Source organism: Thermoflavimicrobium dichotomicum, from assembly GCF_900114055.1.
In the GTDB taxonomy this organism is placed as follows: domain Bacteria; phylum Bacillota; class Bacilli; order Thermoactinomycetales; family Thermoactinomycetaceae; genus Thermoflavimicrobium; species Thermoflavimicrobium dichotomicum.
The window spans coordinates 1-24,048 of the sequence record NZ_FORR01000031.1 but is presented as its reverse complement, the minus strand read 5'-3'; the positions used below and the strand labels follow the sequence as shown (position 1 = coordinate 24,048).

Genomic DNA, 24,048 nt, shown 5'->3' with positions numbered 1-24,048 from the left:
TCCCGAAGGAAATAACCCCGCTCGACTTGCATGTATTAGGCACGCCGCCAGCGTTCATCCTGAGCCAGGATCAAACTCTCCAAAAAAGTTTGATTGCTCTATCGAATCAACGAGGTCATGCTTCACTCTTCAGTTTTCAAGGAACACGCTTTTATTTCACCGCATCTCGCAGCGACAGTGAATAATATACCATGCCATTTTTTAAAATGCAATCCCCTTTTTACAGTTAATATATGGAAACATATCCGTATACCCGGCGGTTTGGAATCGATTGATATAAAAGAAAGACGTTCCCACATTCTCCTGAAAAGGAGAAGGAAACGTCCTAATGCCTCTTAGTGCAAATGTCCATTCTTCTTATAATCTCCCGCTTCAGCTGCTCTTCTTAGCCACATTCCGGCTTCTTCAATATTTCGCGGGAGAAGATTTCCATCAATAAGCAGTTCTCCCAACTGGTTCATCGCCTCAATGTCTCCAGCCTCCGCTGCCTGACGAAGCCATTTCTCTCCCTCTGCAATATCCTGTTGGATGCCATCACCTTCAAGCAGCCGCATCGCCAATAATCTCATCGAAGTCGGTTCTCCTGCCAGTGCAGATTTCCGTAGCCACATTTCTCCTTCACTTTGATAGAGTTGTCCCACTTTTAATTCCAACAGGACACTCCCCAACATTCCCATGGCCATGGAATCTCCTGCTTGAGCTGCTTTTTCCAGCCACTTGATTCCTTCTTCCAGATCTTCTTCCAGTATTTCTCCCTCGATATATAAGCTACCCAATATGCGCATGGCGATGATATCATCTGACTCAGCTGCGTGACGAAGCCATGTAACCCCTTTTTCGATATCTTGAGGAAGGTATTCACCTAGGACAAAGTGATCGCCCAGGTAACGCATCGCTATGGGATCTCCCATTTGTGCTGCTGTACGTAACCATCTTTCTCCTTCAACAACATTTTGCGGCAGGAGCTTTCCTTCGATCAAGGCATCCCCTAATATCCGTACAGCCAAGATCTCACCAGCTTCAGCCGCCTTACGTAACCATGCTTCCCCTTCTTCCGGGTTTTGCTCCAACCAATTTCCTTCCAGGAGCTCGACCCCCAAAATACGCATCGCGATTGGCTCTCCTGCCATGGATGCCCGACGTAGCCACTCTTCACCTTCCTCTGCATCTTGCTCTAAAACATCACCAACCAGCAGGCGATAGCCCAATAGACGCATCGCAACGATTTCTCCCATATTTGCTGCTTGCCGGAGCCATTTTTCCCCTTCTTCAATCTCCTGTTTGAGGATATCCCCTTCAATTATAAAATTTCCCAACATCCCCATAGCCGTTGGCTCGCCCAGTTCAGCAGCCTTTAGAAGCCACTTTTTTCCCTCGACCACATCGGGTTGAATCACGTCTCCCACAATCAGTTGATAACCCAAGGATCTCATCGCAACCAAATCCTGGGCTTCCGCTGCTTGTCGTAACCATTTCTCTCCTTCTTCCACATCACGCTCCAGAATATCGCCTTCCAGCAGATAAATCCCCAAGAAGCGCATGGCTATGGGATCTCCCATTTGCGCTGCTTGATGGATCCATTCCATTCCTTCTTCCTTCGACAAATCTCCTTCCACCAGTTCAATTCCCAAAATCCGCATCGCAACAGGGTCTCCCGCGAACGCCCCTTGGCGAAGCCATTTTTCTCCTTCTTTCTTATCCTGTTCTAAAACATCCCCAGCCAGCAAACGGTACCCCAACAGACGAATCGAAACCAGTTCTCCAGCCTCAGCTGATTGTCGGAGCCATTTCTCTCCTTCTTTCACGTCCTGTTTCAGTATTTCACCTTCAATCAACAGGTCTCCCAACATTCCCATTGCAACCGGGCTACCATTCCCAGCTGCCCGTCGGAGCCATTTCTCTCCTTCTTTCACATCTTGCTCAAGGATTTCGCCTTTAAGCAACAGGTCTCCCAATCTCTCCATAGCAACTGTATCACCATTCTCAGCTGCTTTTTGAAGCCACTTTATTCCTTCTTCGATATTCGGACGGATCTTGTCTCCAATGATTAATTCACTACCCAAGATACGCATCGCTGCGGGATCCTGTAATTCAGTTGCCTTGCGTAGCCACTTCTCTGCTTCTTCCACGTTTTCTTTCAACCGATCACCTCTTAACAAATAATAAGCCAGGACACACATCGCTACATGATCCCCTGTTTCTGCAGCTCGGCGAAGCCATTTTTCTCCTTCTGTTACATCTTGCTCAAGGATATCGCCCTCCAAATACATCTGTCCCAAAATTCCCATCGCAATTACATCTCCACCTTCTGCTGCCAGATGCATCCATTTTTTCCCTTTTTTAATATCTTGCGATATTCCCTTACCCTCGATCAAGTGAATTCCCAATATGCGCATCGCTTCGATGTCTCCGGCTTCTGCCTGACGAAACCAGTCCTCTATCTGACTTTTCATCTGTTGCAGCTCTTGATGTTCCATGAAATTCCAACTCCTTTTGTTTCATACACACATAAATTTTCTTAGGCTATCCAAAAAATATGGATACATTTCTCCCACGCTTCGGGATGGGTTCCTTCCTCCGTGACAACTTCTGTACCATCACAGTCACTCCGTAAGGAGCCCATCCCTCCGCTTTATGTAAAACTACATCTCGTGTTACTCGGCAGCATGAGGGTCTGTTTGACAGACCGGCATATAACGGAAACTTTGTCAACAAGCTGATTTCTCTATACTTAGAAAAATGAATACAATATGTAATTATATTTAATATAACACAACGAAATAGATGGATAGCGAAGATTTTTACATTCATGCGATCAGGCTTTCTGCGTGTCTTAACATCACAAGGCCATCAGGTTTTTCAGGAAAATTATGGGTATCTCAGCTTCCGGCGGCCAAGGGGCGGAATAAATATAGGAGTCTGTGAGCATTGGAATAGAAAACCGGGATAATCCTGTTCCAATGTAACACAGGCCACAGCTTTCCCCGTCGATTTCAGGGCCATCTCTCCAATAAATAAAACGACCTGAGCTGCTACATGCAGTCTCAAGTCGTTTTAGGATATTAGTTCTCAAATTCAGCAACTGTATTTCCATCCGTAACGGCATGGACTGCTTTCTTCTCCTTATCCCGCTGAATTCGGCCGCCGCCGACAAAGGAAGTGGTCAGGACGCCGAGAGCGATAATACACAATCCGACAATGAAGACGAAGCTGAAGGAATCGGTCCAAGCATGCTTCACGTAACCGACGATCTGTCTGGTCAGTTCCTCCGGCATCTTCAGCGCGTCCGGGGCGATCATCACGCCGAACAGGCTGTCGGGGTTCTCAGCAAGCTTCGCCAATACCGGGTGTACAGCCTGATTGGAAGCGACATCTGGATCTGAAAGCACCTGCTGCATATTGTCACTGATGCTGTGGTTCATCACCACGTTAAACAGCGTGACTCCGATGGTACCACCGATGGATCGGAAGAAGGCGGCAGCCGAGGTTACGGTGCCGAGCTGGCTTTTCGGGAAGGCTTCTTGAACCACAATGGTCAAGGTTGGCATAACGAGACCCATGCCAATTCCTAGAATGATCATATAAAGGTAAGTGATAAACGAGGAAGTGCCCACACCCATTGTGCTCATCAGATAAAAACCCAGCGCCGTGATCAACATCCCCGCAACCAGCACATTCCGGTACCGGGTGCGCAGAAGGATCTGGGAACCGATTATACTTGCAACAATCATAGAGATCATCATAGGAGTCATCGTGGAGCCGGCTTTCGTCGGCGATACGCCCATGATGGCCTGCATGAACATCGGAACGAACATGATTGCGCCGAACATGCCCAGACCCAGCAGGAAACTCAGTATGTTCGAAACGGCGAATACGCGGTTTTGGAACAGCTTGAGGTCGAGAATCGGTTCTTTGGCCCGGTGTTCCACCCAGCCGAACAGAATGAACAAAACGGTGGATGCGCCGAAAATACTGTAGCTGGCGGCAGAATCCCATGCAAATTTTTCTCCGCCGAAGGTCAGTCCAAGCAGCAGCAGAACCAGTGCCGGAACGAATACGGCAATACCCAAGTAGTCGATGGGAGCATCGGTGGTGTCTGCCGCTTTTTCCCTCTTCAATCCAGCAAAAATCAGAATGCCGGACAACAAGCCAAAAGGTACGTTAATTAAAAAAATCCAGTGCCAGCTGACGTAATCCACAAGGAAGCCACCGATAAACGGTCCAACGATGGAACTTAGGGCGAACAAGCCTCCGAATACGCCCTGCCATTTGGCCCGTTGCTCCGCCGAGAAGATAACCCCTATAATCGTCTGGGACAAAGGCATGATCATGCCGCCTCCTAGACCTTGCAGGCCGCGGTATAGCACCAGTTGCTCCATGGTGGTGGCAGTAGCGCACAGCCCCGAACCCAATACGAAGATCAGAATACCCAATAAGTATAGAACCCTTCTGCCGAACATGTCGGACAGCTTGCCGATGATCGGTACCACCGTGGTGGATGTAATAAGGTAAGCCGTCGTTACCCATGAGAAAATCGAAAATCCGTTCAACTCATCGACGATAGTCGGCATGGCAGTTCCCACGACGGTTTGCTCCAGAGCGCCAAAAAACATCCCGAGTATAAGTCCCAGAAGGATTAGCTTTCTGTTGACTCCTGATTGCTCTTTCTCCACTTTAATCCCTCCGTTTAAGTTTCTGATAGAATGGCCAGTTAATTTTGGATTATTCAATTTAATAATGGCAAAACCCCATTTCTATTTTTAATTACAGTGGTACATTTAAGACTCCCGACCAGTCCCATGTTAACTCGAGATCAGAAGTAAACTTCCCGGCGCAACGTTGCGCAAAAAGGGGCTCGGTTCGCCTACACTGTATAGCTGCAAGTAATGCATAGCCCGGGTGCAGGCGGTGTAGAACAATCTGCGCAGGCTCTCATCGCCGTATACTTGCGCCGATGCGTTATAAATGATGACGGCGTCGAATTCGATGCCTTTGGCCAAATACGCCGGTATGACGACAACGCCTTGTTCATATTCCATCGAGTCGCTCGTCACGAGCTTAACTTCTTCGACGCTACTCAGTGTGTCGTATGTGGCGGTGCTTTCCGCAGCGGATTTGCATATAATCGCGATCGTATTATACCCCCGATTCCGCAATTCTGAGACTTTGGAAGCAATGCAGCGGTGCAGTTCGGCTTGATCGGACACTCTCGTCAGCACAGGCCTATCGCCGTCGCGTTCAAAAGCAGTAATCCGTTCGCCACCGGGCACAAGCCCGCGCGTAAATTCGACGATCGGTCTTGTGGATCTGTAGCTGCGGGTCAAGGTGATCACATCCGTTTCATCCGGTCCGTATAAGCTGGTAAGTGTGTGAAAATCGGTCGTTTCGCTGGCATGGGCGAAGATCGCCTGGTTAAAGTCGCCGAGCACGGTCATCCTTGCCAAGGGAAACAAACATTTCAAATACTCGAATTGAAACGGAGAATAATCTTGCGCTTCGTCGACAAGCACGTGTTTGATCGAGACGTTCGTCTGAAAGCCTTGAATCAGATCTTTCAAAAATAAAAACGGAGTTGCATCTTCGTAAAACAGTTTGCTTTCGTCTAGCATTTTCACAGTCAATCGGCAAATATCCTCCCACTCCTCGGGTGTTTCTCCCCCCATCCACAGTTTGATCCGCGTTGGATCGGCGAAAAGCTGCTTGTATATTCCCTTAATGTCGATGAAACGGAGCGTCCGGATCCATTTACGCAACGGCTTCAACTTTTGGCGGACGATCAATTGGCCTAGCGCTTCGATCTCGTTCTCATAACTGTTTAATGATTCTCCTTTGAAGCGGCGTTTTTTCCGTAAATGGGTATAAGCCTTATGGTAATCCTCGTTGCTAAGCAGCTCGATTTCTTCCTGCACCCATGGCTTGGTCCGTTCAAGTTTCTCAGCTTCATCGATTTGCTTGTTTAGCCAATCCGTCAGCTTTTCCAGTCTGTTGTGAAAGCGGAGCGAGGTGTCGCTGCTATAAAACCTTTCCGCGATTTGTTTGGCGGTAACGATCGGTTTTCCTCTAAATATAATTCCTTTGAATAGCATGCCGGAGGATTCCAGCGACTTCCAGTATGTTTTGATCGCCTCGAAAAAACGGGTCGATGCCTTGAATCGAATGCTCGCAATCCTAGTCCGGTATGAAGGGTCATCCGCTGCAGTCAGCACATATTCCAATTGTTCGTATGGACCCTCGACTTGAAATTCTTTGCTAAGCCGATGCTCCAAGTATTCCTGGAATGTGACCTGCTGCATATTCTCTTCGCCAAGTTCAGGCAACACATTGGATACGTAGCTATTAAACATCGAATTAGGTGAAAATAGAATGATTTGATCGGCTTTTAGCCTGTCCCGATACTTGTAGAGCAAGTAAGCGATCCGCTGCAGGGCGGCTGAAGTCTTGCCGCTGCCAGCGGCGCCTTGAACAACGAGCAGCCGCCCGCGATCATGTCGAATGATCCGGTTTTGCTCCCGTTGAATGGTGGCCACTATGTTGTGCATATGTTTGTCTGTGTTTTTACTAAGCACCTGCTGTAAAATCTCGTCTCCAATGGTGAGACGGGTATCGAACATCGATTCGATAACGCCGCCGCGGATGATATATTGCCGCTTTTTCTCCAGCATGCCGCGGATTACGCCTTCGGGCGTAGCGTATTCGGCCGGACCGGGCGGGTAATCGTAGTAGACACTCGAGACCGGAGCCCGCCAGTCGTAGATAAGGAAGTTCTCTCCGCTTGTATCCTTGAGAGTGGAGATGCCGATATAGATTCGTTCCGCAGCGGAAGTTCCTTCTTCAGTGAAATCGATTCGGCCGAAATAAGGCACCTCCTGCATGCGGCGCAGCGCGGACAACCTCTTGAAGGAATGTCTGTGGGTGCTTTGGCTTATGGACAAGAGTTGAGCCTGTTGTCTCAAGCCGATGATCGTCTCAAGATAATCGTCGAAAGTATCTGTATTAACCTTGACGTCATCCCAAAAGTGTTTGCGGATATCAATCACTTCTTTCCGACGCCGGACGGTTTCGTCTTCCAGCTTGCTGATTTGCTCCGTAATTGTCTCCATTACGCTGTCTAATCGTTCTTGCTCCTGCCGAAGTTCTGTGTTCATATCAAACACTCCTATAAAAAATGAAAATGGGGGTTGACTGAAGGGGATCTATGATATATAATTATAATTGGGGTTATTTTGTAATTAATACGCATTTTTTGTTTCAATACTAATCTATCACAGCTTCTCAATTTTATCAATATATTTAACACGACCGCCGCTATGATGGATCATAATTGTTGCAAATTTAAAGGAAGAAAAACCCTATTTTACAAGACAAATGCTCACAAAATTTGTAAAGGAGCTAACGCCTAATTTCTCACTTACAACACTGAGAAATTAGGCTTTTTATATGGATTTCCTTAACGTTGTAATCTGCGTTTTCCTGACGCTACCCCTTATATAAGAATTTATAACGACAAGGTTACGGTTTATACAGCTAATGAGAAGATGGAAGAACGATTGATAAGAGCCTACTTGGTTATGGAGGTATTGGAGGTTTAATTTTTTTCATTACAATACTCCAAACTCTACATTGCCAGTTATATGGAGTGATAAAAATGGGTGGATTCCGCTATTCCCACGGGTAAGAAAAATCAATGGGATACTTGCCTACTATAAACAAAGCTTCTCACGTTCACTTGTCATATGGGCTAGACTTTCTTTCTGACGTAGATATTGTTCTTCCGTCAATATCATTCAATCACCCCTGAATGAGTTTGACCCACATTTGTACAAAAAAATAGCATCTTGGCTTTTTGCCAGATGCCAGATAAATGATTATAAACTTCAACAGCAATGACTCTCCTTCTGTCACGCTTTTTTCTATACCGTCTTTCTTGAAGAGCGTTCAAGTGCCCAAGTCAATATGGCTGATAAGATCAAGCAAGTGGCCAGTACATAAAAACCCATATGATAATTACCGGTCATATCTTTCAATTGTCCGACAAACTTCGGTCCAAAATATCCGCCTAAATTTCCAATCGCATTTTGCAGCCCCATCGCCGCCCCTAATACAGTCGCTGGAATAACGGCAGATGGAATCGCCCATAAAGGTCCATATGGAGCATAAACTCCAATCGCTGTAATCGATAAAAGAACCATTTGAATTACCGGAGACTCGACCTGTTGACCCATAATAATCGAAATCGCAGCAATGATTAGCGGAACAATGACATGCTGTGTACGATTCATTCGTTTATCAGACCAGTACGAATTGATAATCATGCCAATCAATGCACAAGTAAACGGAATAGCGGTCAGCCAGCCCATCATCGTTGAATCCTTGGAAAACGTACTGACTACACTTGGCACCCACAAGGTATAGCCATAAAAGCCAGACATCCAGAACAGGTAAATGGCTACCAGATACCATACGGTCTTGTTCTTGAAGGCAACACCAAAACCATCTGATTTCACCATCTTTTGCTGCTCTTTGGCCAATTCTTTCAATAACTGGTCACGCTCTGCATCATTCATCCACTTTGCTTCCTGTGGACGGTCCTTGACAACCCACAGCCACACAAAAGCCCAGAAAACAGGTGGCAAACCTTCGATAATAAACACCATGCGCCAATCAAAATAATCAAGTAAAATTCCTGATAAAGGTGCCATCAGCATTGCTGAAACCGGTAAACAGGCCATCCAAACTGCATTTGCACGTGCCCTTTCTTTTTCCGTAAACCAGGATGCCAGCAATACCAATACAGCTGGCCAAACTCCTCCTTCTGCCACTCCCAAAAGAAAGCGCATCCATTTTAGCTGACTCTCTGTCTGTACAAGTCCACAAGCAGTCGATGCCAATCCCCATAAAATCATCAGAATAAAGACAAATTTTTTCGCTGACCATCTCGAAGCCAAAATACCACCTGGAATTTGCAGAATCATGTATCCCCAGAAGAAAATGCCAGCAATGTCTGCAGCAGCAGATGCCGAGACATGTAAATCTTTTTGAATACTGGGTAACAAGACACCCACATTAATTCGATCGACATACGCCAACATATACATAACAAACGCAACGGGAATGATGCGAATCCACTTATTTTGTCCCATAATTTCCACTCTCCCGAAATTTGGTTTCGTCTTGAATAAAGCGCTTACAAAATGGTGAATCGCGGCTTTTTTGAATCAGATTAATTTTCTATTCATTCAGCTTGTTGACATTTGCCGGTTCTCCTTTGGAAAAGGAAAACCGGATTTGTCAACAGCAATCATCGCTATTTTGTTTATTTATGTTCACTTTCTACTTTCCAGAAATCAAAAACACAGGCATCGTGAAAAAACAACGGATTTTCACATGACCGCAGTTTTCTTCTTTGGATAGCGCCCTGCATATTGAACAGCTGCTTTATAGGCTTCGATCATCGAAACAGGGGATGCAATCCCTTTTCCGGCAATATCAAAAGCGGTGCCATGATCCACGCTGGTTCGCAAAATGGGTAGACCCAATGTAATCGAAACCGTCTTTTCAAAATCAATCATTTTTGCTGCAATATGTCCTTGATCGTGATACAGGGAAAGAACGGCATCATAATGTCCTTTGCGCGCGAAGTGGAAAACAGAATCCGCTGGAACCGGTCCGACCACATCCATTCCTTCTTCGCAAGCCTGTTCGACAGCCGGACGGATCGCATCGATCTCTTCTCTCCCCAATAAACCGCCTTCACCCGAATGAGGATTTAATCCCGCTACAGCCAATCTGGGCTTTTGGCCAATCAGATCTTCCAGTGCCTGATAAGCCTGTCTAATGCCACGCAGAACAAAGTCTTTATTATTGATTTGGCGACAGGCCTCAGCTAAAGATACGTGGCGGGTGAGGAAAAAGATTTTTACATTTTCAATGGAGAACATGGTCATTTCCCGTTCGGCTTTGGTTAAGTCCGCAAACATTTCTGTATGGCCAATATACGGAACATTTGCTGCTTTTAACGCCTCTTTATTGATCGGAGCTGTACATACGGCATCAATTTCACCCTTCAATGCCAGCTCTGCAGATTTGCGAATATATTCAAAAGAGGCTTGACCGCATTCTTTTTGCACTTTCCCCATTTCCAACCGATCTACATCCACGTTATTCAGATCCAAAACATCAATGGTACCATACTCGTATGTTCCATCCTGAACCCGCTCGATTCGATTGAACTGAACGGATATCCCCAGTTGTTCACTCACTTTTTTCATCACTGGATAGGAACCGATGACCAATGGTTTGGAGATGCGATAAAACTCTTCTTTTTGCAATGCCTTGAGTGTAATTTCTGGCCCTATTCCTGCCGGGTCTCCAATGGTAATGCCTATAATCGGTCGACTCATCCGTTTTTCCTCCTCATTCTTTTTCATCTGGCATACAACAGATGTTGAATACTTTTTACAATGGCCAGTCGATCTCCAACGGATCCGCCTTTTGTGACAATCGATATCCCTTCATAAGGGCCCCCGACCGCTTTGGCCATCACGCACAAGGGAACGATTTCGCTGATCAACTGTAAAGACTCTACCTTCATTTTGGATAGTGTTGCAAAGGCAACTTCCCCACCGGACAGATACAGCCCAGAAAAATGATATTGAGACAAAAGAGCTTGCACTAAATTCGAAATCGCCTCAGAGGCAGCCTTTCCATCTACATGCTGATGATGGTCCCCATCTGTCCTTATGCCAATCACCTGATACTGCTTGCGCAACTCCGCTACTTTCCCGATAATCCTCGCCTGATAATGGGACGAATGCTCTGGATCAGAGAGCAATCCAATATCCAGCCGAATCATCCCGACTGAACCCTGTTCTTCCAAAGTATCTACCTGTTCCCGTGATGTTTGTGCCAAGCTTCCACATACCATCAGGACTTGCTTTTGCCGGGCAAGCTGGGACGATACATAGTAAAAAGTAAATGGCCCTGGATCAACAGGAATGATTGGCAAGTCAGACTGTATCCAGGCTCGTGCCAATCGTTGAATCTCTTCCTCTGAGGCTGCATCACAGATAATGATTCGATTCCTGGAAGCAACCTGCTGAATTCTTTTTACCAATTCCTGGCCAGCATATTTTTCAGTCTCAATCCATCCAATCGGGAAAGAGGTTTGACTTTTCAATATCTCCACTACATGGGAAGAGGACACAGGAGTAAACGGGTCTTTTCCTGCCTCGGTCAAATGGACAGGGATACCATGAACATACAGATGTCCACCCTTTGTAATCCTTCCAGAAGAAGGATAGGCAGGAACAATGACAATCTTGTAATCAGAAGAAAAACAGGCAAGAATCCCTTCGATTTCTGCACCAATTGGCCCACGAAACGTACTGTCAATCCTTTTCGAAACAAATACATGCTTTTTTATCTCTTCTTTCGAGACAATGGAAGCCATCATTTGCTGAATGCGGCTTTTGGCTTGGCTGGGTGGCAATAATCGTGAACGCGAGTTCCACACAACCACATCTGACTGTTCCAAAACATCGATGGCACCTGTACGATAATCTGGAATGGTTCGCACTTTCCAGCCGATTTGTTGAAATAAAACGCCAGTTGCATTGCTGCCTGTAATATCATCTGCAATAACAAGTAATTTTCTCATCCTATTCATCCCCGATTTTGGCACAAATCACCTGAATCCCTTGCTGTTGGCATTTTTCCACAAATTCAGATGGAATTCGGTCATCTGTCAGGATCACATCAAACTGGTCCAATGGAGCAAAGGTAGAAAAGGCGCGTTTTCCAAATTTACTTGCATCTGCGATCAATATCCGTTTTTCCGCGCTTTTTAGCATGGTCTGCTTTAGCTTGATTTTCGACAGGCTATTGCTCATCGCCCCTTGCTCCCAGTCAAATGCATCACAACCAATGAACGCCAGATCGACGTGAATATTCTCTATGACCGATTCAGCATGAAACCCGTCCAAACTATATACGCTGGGCTTTAACTGTCCACCTGTCAGAAGCACCTTGATACCGCTTACATCTGCAAACTCAAGTGCGATCTTCAGATCATTCGTCACAACATAAATATCTTTCAAATCTGTCATCCATCGTGCCAGGCGTAAATTGGTAGATCCCGCATCCAGAATCAAACGATGGCCGGGTTGAATCATCTGAATCGCTACACTCGCGATCTTCTCCTTAACAGGAGCATTTTGTTCATCTTTCCATTTATGAGACAGCTCCCAGGGATCTTCTTTTCGAGCAATCGCACCACCATGTGTACGAACGATTTTGTTCTCTTTTTCCAACCCATCCAGGTCTCGCCGAATCGTCATGGCAGACACACCAAATTCCTCAGCCAATTGGTTAATGGAAACTGTTCCCTGTTCTTCGATTTTCTCCATGATCTTTCGTCTGCGTTCGGCTGATAGCATTTCTGTTTACTCCCTTTGTAAAATGGTAAATATCATAACATAACCGAACACAAAAATATGTTTATTTATGTTCTATTATGTTTTTATTTGTTAATTTGAGTATAATCGTTATTCAATTTTAAATCAACACTTTTTTATATTAAAAATGCTTTATTCTATATATCGGGTGGTTGACAAAGTTTCCGTGATAAGTCGGTTTGTCAACGACTACTGGATCATGGAAGTGATTTCAAAAGTCCCTGGAGATACAAATCGATTTGGGCACCCGCTCCGTTTTTCAACTCCCTACAAGGAAGTATCTCAGGCCGCTTCAAAATCAATCTGTTCGATTTTGTTACTTTTAGATGCCTTTCACAAAAATGAACCTTTGCTTAAAAAGTAACCTATGCAAAAGTCCGTTAATTAAGTTAATCTTGAATTGAATCATATTTTTTTATAGAAATCATCTTTAAATAGATTTGATATGTAGAAAGGTGAAAACGCATGCCTTATGTTTTGGGAATCGATATCGGTACAAGTGCAGTGAAAGCGATTTTAGTGAACGAGCAAGGACATGTTTGCCAAGAATCGTCAGTATCTTATCCACTGTCCCAACCACAATTCGGATATAGCGAACAGGATCCAGAAGCCTGGGTACAAGGAACAATCAAGGCGGTCCAAAACCTCTTGCATGATACAAAAATATCTCCTGCAGATATTCAAGGCCTAAGCTTATCTGGACAGATGCATAGCCTGGTTTTATTGGATCAGAATCATCGTGTACTGCGTCCTGCCATCTTGTGGAATGACACTCGTACAACAGCGGAGTGTCAACTGATCGAACAAACATTGGGCAAGAAACTGCTGGCCATTACCCAGAACCGTGCACTGGAAGGCTTTACACTACCCAAATTGCTGTGGGTTAAAAATCATGAACCACACATTTGGGAACAAGCCACTTCATTTCTACTACCCAAAGATTATGTACGTTTTCGTTTGACCGGACAACTCGCGATGGATTTATCAGATGCAGCGGGAACACTTCTCCTGGATTTAGAAAAACGGGAATGGAGCCCGGAAATTTGCAGTGCCCTGGATATTCCGCTCAGTCTCTGTCCCCGACTGGTTACATCACAGACACATGCAGGAAATCTACGCGAAGACATCGCCCAACAAATGGGATTGACTTCTGCCACACGTGTGTTTGCGGGTGGAGCGGATAACGCCTGTGGAGCGGTAGGAGCGGGGATTCTGTCCCATGGTCGCACCATGTGCAGTATTGGTACATCAGGGGTGATTTTATCATATCTGACACAATTACCTGATGTAAAAGGCAAACTCCATCTGATGAATCATGCCCAAGAAGGCTCTTATTATGCCATGGGAGTGACACTCGCAGCAGGATACAGTTTGCAGTGGTTTAAAGAACAATTCGCCCAGGAATACTCTTTCGACGATATCATGCAATGGATCGATCAAGTACCAGCAGGAGCCGATGGACTGCTCTTCACGCCATATTTGGTAGGTGAACGTACACCTCATGCGGATGCAGACATACGCGGCAGCTTTATCGGAATCCATGCAGCCCATACTCGTGCCCATTTTGCGCGTTCTGTGGTAGAAGGAATCACATTCTCCCTAAAAGAATCCCTCACCATTCTCCAACAGGCTGGACAGAAAAGTGAACACATTGTTTCGATTGGAGGTGGTGCAAAGAGTGAAACCTGGCTTCAATTGCAGGCGGACATTTTTGGAATTGAAGTTGTAAAGCTTGATCATGAACAAGGCCCGGCACTGGGTGCGGCGATGTTGGCAGCTGTTGGGTGTGGGTGGTTTGATACATTGGACGATTGCGCATCGAATTGGCTAAAACCATCTCAAAGCTTTTCACCAGATAAAGAAAAAGCCAAACGATATGAAGAGCTGTTTGCGATATATCAAGAGGTTTATGCGAATACACGTGAGATCAATCAACAATTACGTGTGTTTCGTGGATAAGACAAGCAAAACATTTCTCTTTTTTAAATAAAAACGGGAAGGCCTGCTATAACGCTCTAGATGCAGGAAATTTCAGCCTTCCCATCCGATTATTTATGGTATTTACCATCAAAGTCCATTTTTCGAAAAGATCTATCTTTTCATAAGTCAACAAAAAAGTCTTTGGATATCAAACATCCAAAGACTGAGTCTATCCATATAAATATGGATACATTTCTCCCTCTCTTCGGGATGGGTTCCTTCCTCTGTGCCGACTAAGGAACTCATCCCTCCGATTTATAAAAAAAGAATGCCTTTTTCATCTCTCTGATGGTGCTGCCCGGCAATATAAGGGTCTGTTGCCAAAGAAGGGCAACATTCTTTTTTATCTAATAAAAAATAAAAAACATTAGCTAAGAAAGATTTCTACAGATCGAAACATTTAACGACCATCCTAAAGTGAAGCATGATTCCAAGCCACTGTCAAGAAAAAATCAGATTTTTAGGTATAGGATCGACGGGAAGGCCAAGAACCTTGCAATTTCCGAATCGAGATAATCTGTCCCGTATGATAAGCATCATGAAGAATAAGATTGGAAAATTGCATCCACAATGGGGTGGTTGAGAATTTTTGATCCAAATCTTCTTCCTTCGTCGTCGAAATAATTTCATGCCATTCTTTTTGAATCGCTCTTAATTTCTCCACGGTTTCTTGCCACGCTTTTTCATCCGTTGTTTCGCCTTGCGTAAAAGTATCCGTATTGTCATTGATCTCAGATGTGGGCTCATTTCCTTTCATCCGCTCTAACCATCTTTCTTTGTAAAAGATTAAATGGTTGACGGTCTCCCAAATCGAGTTTGCGGCTTCACCAGTCGGTCGCCAGCTCGCTTGCGCTGCTGTCAAACCAGTTAGAGCTTCCTCCAATGGTGGATACCAACCCTCTTCGTTAAATGTAAATGCCAGTTGATTGACTAAAAGTTTTACCCGACTCATATAAATCCCCCTTAATTGATGTCAGATACCGATCCATACAGGTTATAATGACAGAAATAAGCCAGGTGTGTAACTACCATTAGTTATTATGTTGGTTACAACCATATTATCATATTTTTTTGAATAAAAGCAAGATTTTTTGCCGGAAGGTGTCGAATCATGGATATTTTATGTATCGATTTCATGAACAGCGATTGGCGTGATTGGCGTGGAAGCGGTCGGAGGGAAGATCGGCTATATCAGACAGCTTGGATAGAATCATTCTTGCAAAAATGGGAATTTGAAGCTCCCATTCCCCCTGATCCAGAAACCCTGATGACACTTAGAAAGCTACGTGACGGGATGCGTTCAATCGTGGAAGCACTTGTGGAAAACAAACCTGCCCAACAAGTCGATATAGATCAACTAAATCAGGCGTTGCAACATGCCCAAACTTATCCTCAACTCTACTGGCATAAGGAAGGATTTCGCATGGAACAGGTTTCATCTGCACATGGATGGCCCTTCGTCATCAGTCAAATCGCTGCTTCCTTTGCCGAATTAGTCACCTATGAGGATGTACGGCGCATCAAAATTTGTGCCAATGATGATTGTCGTTGGATCTTCTTTGACGAGAGTCGCAATCGTGCACGTCATTGGTGCGATAGCCGCTTGTGTGGAAATTTATTAAAGGTACGTCGTTTTCGAGCCAAGAAAAAAACAGACAAAGAAAGTTAGATAAAAATAAGTGAACATAAAGAGCTGAAGCCCTACCACCGCTTAAGGTGAGTAGGGCCCTTTCAATAACATTTTTCGTGTAAAAATTTGGATATCCATTAGTTTGGATGATTTATCCTATTTCTACAGCCATAAAAAAGGACTGACCCGATCAGATCACTTCAAACGACCTTTTGGGTCAGACCCTTTGCAGTCTTTCCAGCCCCATTTTCTCCAATGAATGCATGAATTTTCCGGGATTCGAGAGAAAATGGACATCTCTTAATACGCGATCTACGCCAATCCTTCAAAATATTTCACCCAAATGTTGCTTTAGTTCATTCAGTGTAGGCATACCACCTTGTGCCCCTAATTTGGTTACAGATAACCCGGCTGCCACACAGCCAAAACGAACCGCTTCCTTCAGTGGAAATCCTTGAGTTAAGGCAACAGCAAATCCAGCATTAAACGTATCTCCCGCACCAGTGGTATCTACCACTTCCACCGAAAGAGCAGGGACTTGAACCATTTGCTTTCCATCAAAGAAACGAACGCCTTTTTCTCCCTCTGTTAAAATCAATTGGTTGGGATATTTCTGCAAAATGGCATCAACATCGTCACATCCAAAAATAATACAAACTTCATGTTCATTCGGAGTCAGATAGGTTACTTTCTGAATGAACTCCTCCGGCAAAGATTGGGCAGGAGCCGGATTCAAAATAACCGGGACCTGATGTTCATAACAGAAATCAACAACATATTTTACTGTTTCTAAAGGAATTTCCAGTTGTAACAACACAATGGCTGCTTCCTTAATGCATTCCTTGACTTGATCCACTTGCGCCTGGTCAACAAGTGAATTGGCTCCGGGAACAACAACGATACTATTATCCCCTTCAGCCACAATAATGTGAGCTGTACCGGTGTGGGTTCCAGGAATGGAACGAATGAAATCAGTAGAAACACCTTCTTTTTCAAAATTAGCTAAAACCATTTCACCAAATTGATCTGTTCCTACCGCTCCCACCATCGTTACATCTGCTCCCAGGCGAGCAGCAGCCACCGCTTGGTTAGCTCCTTTTCCACCGGGAATGATATGCAGTTCATCGCCAATAATCGTCTCTCCAGCCCGTGGCCGTCTGGATGACGTCACTACCAGATCCATACCCATACTGCCAACCACAACTATTTTTTTCTTCATCAAACGTTCTCCTTTCTTTGTGTTCTTACCACTTATTTGAAGCGGGAGAATTCCGGGGGCTTTATGTTAAAAAAAGAAATCTCCAGCTCCCAGACAAACAACAATCTTCAAGGCAGATACCTTAAGTCAACTTGAAGAACCGAAAACTTTTCTGTGGGGAAGTGGGGTATTCCTTCTTTTTGGATGAATCCTTAGTAATATACAGATAACTTCATCTTCTTTGAAACTTGGTGCAACTCACTTGCACTTAGAGCCGCAAAAATCTTCCGATTCTATATCCAAATTAGCTTCGATTACCTCTCCATCAAATCTTATATCAGGGCTTTTGCTTATTCTTTTACTCTATTTTCCATTCCTGGTTAACCTGTCCCTCTTTCCAACGTGTAAGTCCAACATAAAATATTGATTGATTGTTCATATTATAAAATATTTTTGTTTATTTAGAACACAAAAACATTTAAATATGTTATATTTTAAACAATAATAATATTGTGGAAGGAAGGTAGATGATCATCTATTTCAAAGGAATGGCTTAATTCATAATGAAAAAACATAAAGACTTCATTGACCATTTGAAGCGAGTACATTGAATCAAGGAACAGGACCTCATTCATATGTTTGACGTCTCTGATATGAGCATTTATGAAAGGGGTTACATCTGAATAATAGACCCAAAATTCAATCTATACATTCTAGACTGAATAGACAAAATGGGGTGTTTAAATGAACAGATTGGCAAAATGGATGTCTGTCCTTCTCACTTCTGTTCTCGTCTTTGCACTTGCTGCATGCTCAGGGCCGACCAAATCCGATGATGGCAAGCTGACGATTGGACTTGCCCTCGGTACATTAAACAATCCCTTTTTCGTTTCAATGGCCAAGGGGGTAAAAGAGGCAGCGAAAAAATATAACGCGGAAGTACTGGTAGAAGGCGCTGATTATGATCTGGCCAAACAAACCAAACAGATTGAGGATTTTATTACCAAAAACGTAGATCTTATTCTATTGAATGCTGCTGACTCAAAAGGAATTGCTGGTGCGGTACAACAGGCAAAAGCAGCCGGCATACCCATTGTTGCGATTGATGTCGCAGCTGAAGGCGGAGTGGATGCGACAGTCACATCAGATAACTATCAGTGCGGTGTCCTGGCAGGTCAATATATAGCCAAGCGCTTGAACGGAAAAGGTAATATCATTGTCATTGATGGCCCTCCTGTCACTTCGATCATGGATCGTGTCCAAGGATTTAAAGATGCCATAAAAAATTCCAATATTAAAATAGTAGCACAGCAGAATGGGGAAGCCGTACGGGATAAAGCCCAAACCGTAGCTGAAAACGTCTTGCAAGCTCATCCCAAAGGAACCGTGAATGCCGTTTTTGGCATTAACGATCCAACCGCACTGGGTGTGGCAACAGCTGCCCAACAAGCCAACCGTAACGATTTCTTCATCGTAGGTGTCGATGGTGCTCCTGATGCGGTAACGGCATTGAAAGAGAAAAAATTATTCGCCGCCACGGTCGCACAGTATCCGGCAGAGATGGTCAAAACAGCAGTTGACGCTGGAATCAAACTTGTCAAAGGTCAAAAGGTGGATAAAGTAATTAAGGTTCCTGTCAAGCTGATCACACAGGAAAATGTAAATCAGTACAAAGGTTGGTAAGCCTTTCAGCTTGTTGACAAAGTTTCCGTTATATGCCGGTTTTCCTTTTCCGTTTCATTCCCGCTCTATAAAAACGAGCAAGAAGTCGTTCAACTGGAAAAGGAAAACCGGGTTTGTCAACGGTCTCAAAGGCTGGTAAGCCTGGTTCATTCCAACATTATTATTGTCGGACAAGCTGGGAAGAGCACCCCGGTTGTCCGACCCTTGTTGTGTTGAACACAACAGGCCTGGGAGGAGAACCTCATGCATCAGGTAACAGATCAATCTCTCATTTTGCGTATGAGTAATGTAGGAAAACAATTTGCCGGTGTGCAGGTACTCAAAGGGGTCAATCTCGAGCTATACCGAGGAGAAGTACATGCCCTGATGGGAGAAAATGGTGCTGGAAAATCGACCTTGATCAAGATTTTATCGGGAGTCTACCAGCCTGATCAGGGAACGATTGAATACATGAATAAAAAGGTGCGCTGGTCTTCACCATCCGAAGCTCGTAACAAAGGTATTAGTGTGATCCATCAAGAGCTTAATCTCTCTCCCAATATCTCAGTCGCAGAGAACATCTTTATGGGGACCAAATTCCCAAAAACGTCGCTTGGCTTCATCGATTGGAAAAAGTTAAATGAGAACGCCCGCCAATTGCTTCATTCACTGGGCATGAATCTCGATCCGGAGGCAATCGTCTCTTCTCTCAGTGTAGCACAACAGCAGATGGTAGAAATCGCCAGAGCTTTCTCCATCGATTCAAAGGTTTTGGTGATGGATGAGCCTACAGCGACCCTGACAGATAAAGACATATCCGTTTTGTTTAAGATTATCAATGAATTCAAGAAAAAAGGCTTAGCCATTGTTTTCATTTCCCACAGGATGAAAGAAATTTTTCGGATTGCTGATCGCTGTACCGTATTAAGAGATGGGGAATGGATAAAAAGTATGCCAATTAGTGAAACAAACTCCCATGATCTCGTACGTCTGATGATCGGTCGGGAGCCCAGAAGCTTTTTCCATGTCGAACAAAGAGACACTTCCAAATATCAAAAGCAACAGCCTGTCCTTCAAATAAATCAGCTACAAAATAAAAAGTTAAAAAATGTAAGCTTTTCGATACACGCAGGCGAAATTGTCGGATTGTACGGTCTGATTGGATCAGGAAGAACCGAGCTCGTCCGGGCAATCTATGGAGCAGATCCCATCGATGGCGGGGAGATTTACATACAAGGAAATAAAAAAGAGATCAAAAATCCATTGGAAGCTATCTCTGCCGGGATTGGCCTCGTGCCAGAAAATCGAAAAGAACAGGGTCTTTTCCTCGAGATGTCTGTCAAAGAAAACGTGATGATCGCCAAAATGAAACAATTACAAAGTAAAGGCATTCTTCGATGGAAACAGATCGCTGAAACAGCTAAGGATTATATCCAACAACTTAACATCAAGTACTCTTCTCTCGAGCAACACTCAATGAATCTAAGCGGAGGAAACCAGCAAAAGATTTTAATCGCCCGATTGCTCTCAATGAATCCAAAGGTTTTATTACTGGATGAACCAACACGTGGAATTGATGTAGGAGCCAAAGCAGAGATCTACAGCATGATATACAAATTGGCCGAGCAAGGCGTAGGAGTTTTATTCATATCCTCTGAAATGCCTGAAGTATTGGCAGTAAGCGACCGAATCCTCGTCATGCACGAAGGTGCACTGACAGCAGAGTTAAACCGTGAAGAGGCCACACAAGAGAACATCATGTTGTATGCGACGGGGGTAAATCAATGAAGATAAGAACATTTTTTTCTTCGATGAGTCATGTCCGTTTCCAACAGTTAGGTATGTTGTTCGTGCTGATCATCATGTGTACAATCTTTTCCATTATTCTTCCTGATTTTTTACAGATCAGCAACATCCTGAACGTATTAAAACAAATCTCCGTTATCGCTATCCTGGCTGCAGGTGTAACCTTTGTGATCCTGACAGGCGGGATTGATCTCTCTGTAGGTTCCGTTTTAGCTTTAGCAGGAGTCATCTCTGTCCTTCTTTCCAAACAAGGGATTAATTCTGTTGTTGCTATGTTATCTGGTATTTTGGTTGGTGCACTCGCAGGTCTTGTCAATGGCTTTCTCGTCGCCAGGGTCAGGTTATCTCCGTTTATCGTCACATTGGGCTCACTCACTTATGTACGCGGACTTGCTTATGTCATCAGTGGCGGTTATCCGATCGCCCTCCAATCCGACTTATTCAAAACGGCCGGAGCCGGAACTTTTCTCTCGATCCCAATACCCATCTATATCATGCTCATCGTTTATCTCCTCTCCTTTTTCATTCTGAAATACACAATGTTCGGACGAAATGTCTATGCGATCGGTGGAAATGAGGAAGCCGCCCATCTGTCCGGGATCAAGGTAAACCAGAATTTGATCCTGGTTTATACACTCAGCGGACTTTTAGCAGGTCTCGGAGGTATTGTATTAGCGGGACGGCTTTTCTCCGGTCAACCAACAGCAGGCCAAGGATTTGAACTGGATGCGATCGCTGCAGTGATCTTGGGCGGAACCAGCCTTACTGGAGGGGTTGGAACCATTCAGGGAACAATTATCGGTGCATTGATCATGGGAGTTTTAAGCAATGCGCTAACCCTTATGAATGTCGATTATTATTGGCAACAAGTGGTGAAAGGGGTTGTAATCGTTCTGGCTGTATTAATCGACCGTCTTCGAAAAAAAGACAAGTAAAATGGAGATGCCCGCTTCTCAAGGGAAGCAGGCATCTCTATTTATTAACTATTGGTATCTTCTATAATCTTCGGAATACGCTCAATGCGAGGATCCGTAAATATATCATACTCATCGCGACTTGTACTTGAAAACTCAGATACAATGGCTCCTTCATCCCCTGCCTGAAACCAGTGTCTGGTATTAGGCGGAATTGTGTACTGTTTACCCGGATTTAGCTCAATTTCATGAAAGACAGTATAATATTCTTCGCTTCCTCTGGGTAAAACGGCTTGAATCTTTTCTGTCGCTTCTCCTTCCACATATAACCAAACTTTGCCCCATCGACAACGAAATGTTTCCATTTTGCCCGGTTCACCATTTACAGGAGGATGCAAGTGCTCAGGGCAGGTTTGTCTAGCAAATAAGACTAATTCCTTGGCACAATAACGATCCGTATTGATATACGTTACCAACTGAAGTCCCTGTGTTTCCACCTCTCCAAGCCCAAATTCGGCAATCTCAATATTCCTGCTTTCCTCCTCCGTCAAGACAATCCCTGCCTGACTCAGAAACTCAACTGTTTTCTTTTGGTACTTTTCCACTTCACTTCGTTTAATCATCATCGTTTCCCCTTTCTCAAAGGATCATGTGGGCCAATCCAGACTTTTTGCTCTTCATCCCAGATCCACTCTGGAAGATGAAGGCATGTGCCTCTCTTTTTCCAACCTCTCATGATCCGTGCCTGAACTTCAGCCCACGAAGGAATTCCACTTGTCGCATCTGTCTGTTCCACACAACACGCCCCAACAGCAGTAGCACAAGATAATACCTGTTCCAATCGGTTACAGTGAATCAGACCTGCCAGAAAACCAGCAATCGTACAATCTCCTGCTCCGGTTGTTCCCATCACCTTCACTTCATAACAAGGAGCAAGCAATTCACGATCTGTCCAATCATGCACAGAAGGTACAAACAAACGAAGTGCAGATAACCTCGATGGGTCAGAAGAAGTTCTTACATATAAACCATGTTCTCCTAACTTAATCGCAACCATGGCGGCTCCCATATGCAACAATTTCCTAGAAAGCTGCTCTATCAAGGTGCCATCTACACTTGGCAGAAGATCTCCATACTCTGAATCTGCTTTCATTTTTTGAAACTGTTCTGGTTCGATCATAAATAAAATCTCTTCCAAGCTGGGGATAAACAAATCAACATAAGGAAGAACATGTTGCAGTACGACTGACCAATCTGTATGTGCCGCTGGTGTTGAAGGATCTGGCATGGCCATATCTAGCGAAGTAAATAAGTTTTGTTTTTTCGCTTCGCAAAATATCTTTTCTAGTTCTTTTCCTTCATTTAAATAAAGTGATTGAATCAGAGGCGGGTATCCTAAATGAAAGATTTTGGCCCCTTGGAAAGAGGCATAAGGGATATCACTTGAATCAAAAGTATCATACACACCTGAGCAATGAAAAAAGATTCGATCCAGATGAGGTGAGCTAATTACAATGGTATAGGAGGTGGGATATTCTGAAGAGACAATGATATCTTCTACGAGTCGTGGTGATTGTTGCTGAAGAAGATCTAATACTCTCTGACCAAACCAATCATCTCCCACTTTTCCAATCAAACGAGTAGAAATACCCAGACGATGCAAAGCAATTCCCGTATTCGGAACCGCCCCACCTGTCGCCGTCGTCACTGGGCCTACTTGAAGAAGCCTCCCCGGTATAATCGTCCACTCCTTTTGTGAATCCTGCTGGACAGAAGGAAACAAATCAAGGCATACATTACCAGCCACAATTACATCAACAGCAACATTGGTAGCCATGCGTCACCTCCCGAATCATTGTTGATTGCTTCTTAAGGAATACAACAGGTATGTTGATTATCAAATCGAGTATTACGCTACGATAGGTAAAGATCTTATTATTATTTTATCAGATTAGTATATTTATAAAAAATACTTTAATTATATAAAGTAGGTAGGAGGGGGGCAGCTAACTAACCCCTGTCCCCTTACACAACCTGGCATGCATCCCCGAACAGAAGTTCGCCAGTCTTGACGAATTTCAAAATATCTCTGAGTCAAACTCTTTAGCCTTTGAGTTTTCCAATATTGGATTCCAAAAGCAGATTCGCTCGCCAACCCCCGATTGGGACCTTCACCCTATAGATGTCACCCATGCTGGCAGTATATAAAAAAAGTCTTTGGATCTCAGATCCAAAGACTTTTGCGTTCCCTGAAAACCAAAGAGTGAAATGGCATGACCCCAAGAAGAATTCAATCGTCATTCGGAAAAAACTCCGTAGAAAGGAGGTGATCCATCCCCACCTTCCGGTAGGGATACCTTGTTACGACTTCACCCCAATCATCTGCCCCACCTTCGGCGGCTGGCT

At 44.3% G+C, this 24,048-nt stretch carries 16 protein-coding genes, 2 rRNA genes and 1 pseudogene; 6 read left to right on the top strand and 13 right to left on the bottom strand.

Annotation, left to right across the window (positions count from 1 at the left end):
- The 4 genes from BMZ78_RS17550 to helD all read right to left on the bottom strand — a co-directional run.
- Positions 1 to 86, bottom strand: a 16S ribosomal RNA gene (locus BMZ78_RS17550); the annotation flags it as partial.
- Between the two features lie 249 nt (positions 87 to 335).
- On the bottom strand, positions 336 to 2,477 hold the full coding sequence (locus tag BMZ78_RS17545) for an SEL1-like repeat protein (protein ID WP_093231696.1): 2,142 nt from the start codon (positions 2,475 to 2,477) through the stop codon (positions 336 to 338).
- A 585-nt stretch (positions 2,478 to 3,062) separates the two neighbouring features.
- Positions 3,063 to 4,673, bottom strand: coding sequence for an MDR family MFS transporter (locus tag BMZ78_RS17540; protein WP_093231695.1), 1,611 nt, complete (start codon positions 4,671 to 4,673; stop codon positions 3,063 to 3,065).
- Between the two features lie 129 nt (positions 4,674 to 4,802).
- Positions 4,803 to 7,145 (bottom strand): RNA polymerase recycling motor HelD, encoded by a 2,343-nt coding sequence (helD, locus tag BMZ78_RS17535; protein ID WP_093231694.1) that lies wholly within the window; start codon positions 7,143 to 7,145, stop codon positions 4,803 to 4,805.
- A gap of 457 nt (positions 7,146 to 7,602) precedes the next feature.
- Here helD and BMZ78_RS19680 point away from each other — a divergent pair.
- Positions 7,603 to 7,755 (top strand): annotated as a pseudogene (locus tag BMZ78_RS19680) (hypothetical protein); the annotation flags it as partial.
- A gap of 155 nt (positions 7,756 to 7,910) precedes the next feature.
- Here BMZ78_RS19680 and BMZ78_RS17530 read toward each other — a convergent pair.
- The 4 genes from BMZ78_RS17530 to BMZ78_RS17515 all read right to left on the bottom strand — a co-directional run bounded on the left by BMZ78_RS17530 (position 7,911) and on the right by BMZ78_RS17515 (position 12,434).
- The gene (locus BMZ78_RS17530) at positions 7,911 to 9,140 is read right to left on the bottom strand and encodes an MFS transporter (protein WP_093231693.1); all 1,230 of its coding nucleotides are present in this window, start codon (positions 9,138 to 9,140) and stop codon (positions 7,911 to 7,913) included.
- A gap of 240 nt (positions 9,141 to 9,380) precedes the next feature.
- Complete coding sequence (gene pdxA / locus BMZ78_RS17525) at positions 9,381 to 10,400, bottom strand: 4-hydroxythreonine-4-phosphate dehydrogenase PdxA (RefSeq protein ID WP_093231692.1); 1,020 nt, start codon at positions 10,398 to 10,400, stop codon at positions 9,381 to 9,383.
- 23 nt (positions 10,401 to 10,423) lie between these two features.
- Entirely contained in the window at positions 10,424 to 11,656 is a 1,233-nt protein-coding gene (locus tag BMZ78_RS17520; RefSeq protein ID WP_175482551.1) for a four-carbon acid sugar kinase family protein, read from the bottom strand.
- 1 nt (position 11,657) lies between these two features.
- Positions 11,658 to 12,434, bottom strand: coding sequence for a DeoR/GlpR family DNA-binding transcription regulator (locus BMZ78_RS17515; protein ID WP_093231690.1), 777 nt, complete (start codon positions 12,432 to 12,434; stop codon positions 11,658 to 11,660).
- A 483-nt stretch (positions 12,435 to 12,917) separates the two neighbouring features.
- Between BMZ78_RS17515 and xylB the strand changes: the two genes are divergently transcribed.
- Positions 12,918 to 14,411: a xylulokinase gene (xylB, locus tag BMZ78_RS17505; protein ID WP_093231688.1), complete on the top strand. Its 1,494-nt coding sequence runs from the start codon at positions 12,918 to 12,920 to the stop codon at positions 14,409 to 14,411.
- A 481-nt stretch (positions 14,412 to 14,892) separates the two neighbouring features.
- Here xylB and BMZ78_RS17500 read toward each other — a convergent pair whose 3' ends face one another.
- Positions 14,893 to 15,384, bottom strand: a complete 492-nt coding sequence (locus BMZ78_RS17500) for a DinB family protein (protein WP_093231687.1) — start codon at positions 15,382 to 15,384, stop codon at positions 14,893 to 14,895.
- Between the two features lie 159 nt (positions 15,385 to 15,543).
- Here BMZ78_RS17500 and BMZ78_RS17495 point away from each other — a divergent pair, with 159 nt between their 5' ends.
- A complete protein-coding gene (locus BMZ78_RS17495; RefSeq protein WP_093231686.1) occupies positions 15,544 to 16,101 on the top strand; it encodes a CGNR zinc finger domain-containing protein in 558 nt (185 codons plus the stop codon).
- Positions 16,102 to 16,387: 286 nt separating this feature from the next.
- Here BMZ78_RS17495 and rbsK read toward each other — a convergent pair whose 3' ends face one another.
- Positions 16,388 to 17,281 (bottom strand): ribokinase, encoded by an 894-nt coding sequence (gene rbsK, locus BMZ78_RS17490; RefSeq protein ID WP_093231685.1) that lies wholly within the window; start codon positions 17,279 to 17,281, stop codon positions 16,388 to 16,390.
- Positions 17,282 to 18,004: 723 nt separating this feature from the next.
- Here rbsK and BMZ78_RS17485 point away from each other — a divergent pair.
- The 3 genes from BMZ78_RS17485 (at position 18,005) to BMZ78_RS17475 (ending at position 21,663) form a co-directional block, all read left to right on the top strand.
- A complete protein-coding gene (locus BMZ78_RS17485) occupies positions 18,005 to 18,943 on the top strand; it encodes an ABC transporter substrate-binding protein (protein WP_093231684.1) in 939 nt (312 codons plus the stop codon).
- Positions 18,944 to 19,186: 243 nt separating this feature from the next.
- On the top strand, positions 19,187 to 20,710 hold the full coding sequence (locus BMZ78_RS17480; protein ID WP_093231683.1) for a sugar ABC transporter ATP-binding protein: 1,524 nt from the start codon (positions 19,187 to 19,189) through the stop codon (positions 20,708 to 20,710).
- Positions 20,707 to 21,663 carry an ABC transporter permease gene (locus tag BMZ78_RS17475; RefSeq protein WP_093231682.1) on the top strand — a complete coding sequence of 319 codons (957 nt, stop codon included), beginning with the start codon at positions 20,707 to 20,709 and terminating at the stop codon, positions 21,661 to 21,663. The genes BMZ78_RS17480 and BMZ78_RS17475 overlap by 4 nt, the downstream gene beginning before the upstream one ends.
- 44 nt (positions 21,664 to 21,707) lie before the next feature.
- Here the strand turns inward: BMZ78_RS17475 and BMZ78_RS17470 are convergent, their stop codons facing one another.
- From BMZ78_RS17470 to BMZ78_RS17455, 3 genes are all read right to left on the bottom strand, one after another.
- Positions 21,708 to 22,268 carry a D-lyxose/D-mannose family sugar isomerase gene (locus BMZ78_RS17470; protein ID WP_175482550.1) on the bottom strand — a complete coding sequence of 187 codons (561 nt, stop codon included), beginning with the start codon at positions 22,266 to 22,268 and terminating at the stop codon, positions 21,708 to 21,710.
- Complete coding sequence (locus BMZ78_RS17465) at positions 22,265 to 23,479, bottom strand: carbohydrate kinase family protein (protein WP_093231680.1); 1,215 nt, start codon at positions 23,477 to 23,479, stop codon at positions 22,265 to 22,267. Before BMZ78_RS17465 ends, BMZ78_RS17470 begins: the two co-directional genes overlap by 4 nt.
- A 482-nt stretch (positions 23,480 to 23,961) precedes the next feature.
- Positions 23,962 to 24,048, bottom strand: a 16S ribosomal RNA gene (locus BMZ78_RS17455); the annotation flags it as partial.

Coding starts and splice junctions, on each gene's coding strand:
- BMZ78_RS17465 (WP_093231680.1), bottom strand. CDS start 23,479: ATGGCTACCAATGTTGCTGTTGATGTAATTGTGGCTGGTAATGTATGC.
- pdxA (WP_093231692.1), bottom strand. CDS start 10,400: ATGAGTCGACCGATTATAGGCATTACCATTGGAGACCCGGCAGGAATA.
- BMZ78_RS17530 (WP_093231693.1), bottom strand. CDS start 9,140: ATGGGACAAAATAAGTGGATTCGCATCATTCCCGTTGCGTTTGTTATG.
- BMZ78_RS17480 (WP_093231683.1), top strand. CDS start 19,187: ATGCATCAGGTAACAGATCAATCTCTCATTTTGCGTATGAGTAATGTA.
- BMZ78_RS17545 (WP_093231696.1), bottom strand. CDS start 2,477: ATGGAACATCAAGAGCTGCAACAGATGAAAAGTCAGATAGAGGACTGG.
- BMZ78_RS17520 (WP_175482551.1), bottom strand. CDS start 11,656: ATGAGAAAATTACTTGTTATTGCAGATGATATTACAGGCAGCAATGCA.
- rbsK (WP_093231685.1), bottom strand. CDS start 17,281: ATGAAGAAAAAAATAGTTGTGGTTGGCAGTATGGGTATGGATCTGGTA.
- BMZ78_RS17500 (WP_093231687.1), bottom strand. CDS start 15,384: ATGAGTCGGGTAAAACTTTTAGTCAATCAACTGGCATTTACATTTAAC.
- BMZ78_RS17475 (WP_093231682.1), top strand. CDS start 20,707: ATGAAGATAAGAACATTTTTTTCTTCGATGAGTCATGTCCGTTTCCAA.
- xylB (WP_093231688.1), top strand. CDS start 12,918: ATGCCTTATGTTTTGGGAATCGATATCGGTACAAGTGCAGTGAAAGCG.
- helD (WP_093231694.1), bottom strand. CDS start 7,145: ATGAACACAGAACTTCGGCAGGAGCAAGAACGATTAGACAGCGTAATG.
- BMZ78_RS17470 (WP_175482550.1), bottom strand. CDS start 22,268: ATGATGATTAAACGAAGTGAAGTGGAAAAGTACCAAAAGAAAACAGTT.
- BMZ78_RS17515 (WP_093231690.1), bottom strand. CDS start 12,434: ATGCTATCAGCCGAACGCAGACGAAAGATCATGGAGAAAATCGAAGAA.
- BMZ78_RS17495 (WP_093231686.1), top strand. CDS start 15,544: ATGGATATTTTATGTATCGATTTCATGAACAGCGATTGGCGTGATTGG.
- BMZ78_RS17485 (WP_093231684.1), top strand. CDS start 18,005: ATGAACAGATTGGCAAAATGGATGTCTGTCCTTCTCACTTCTGTTCTC.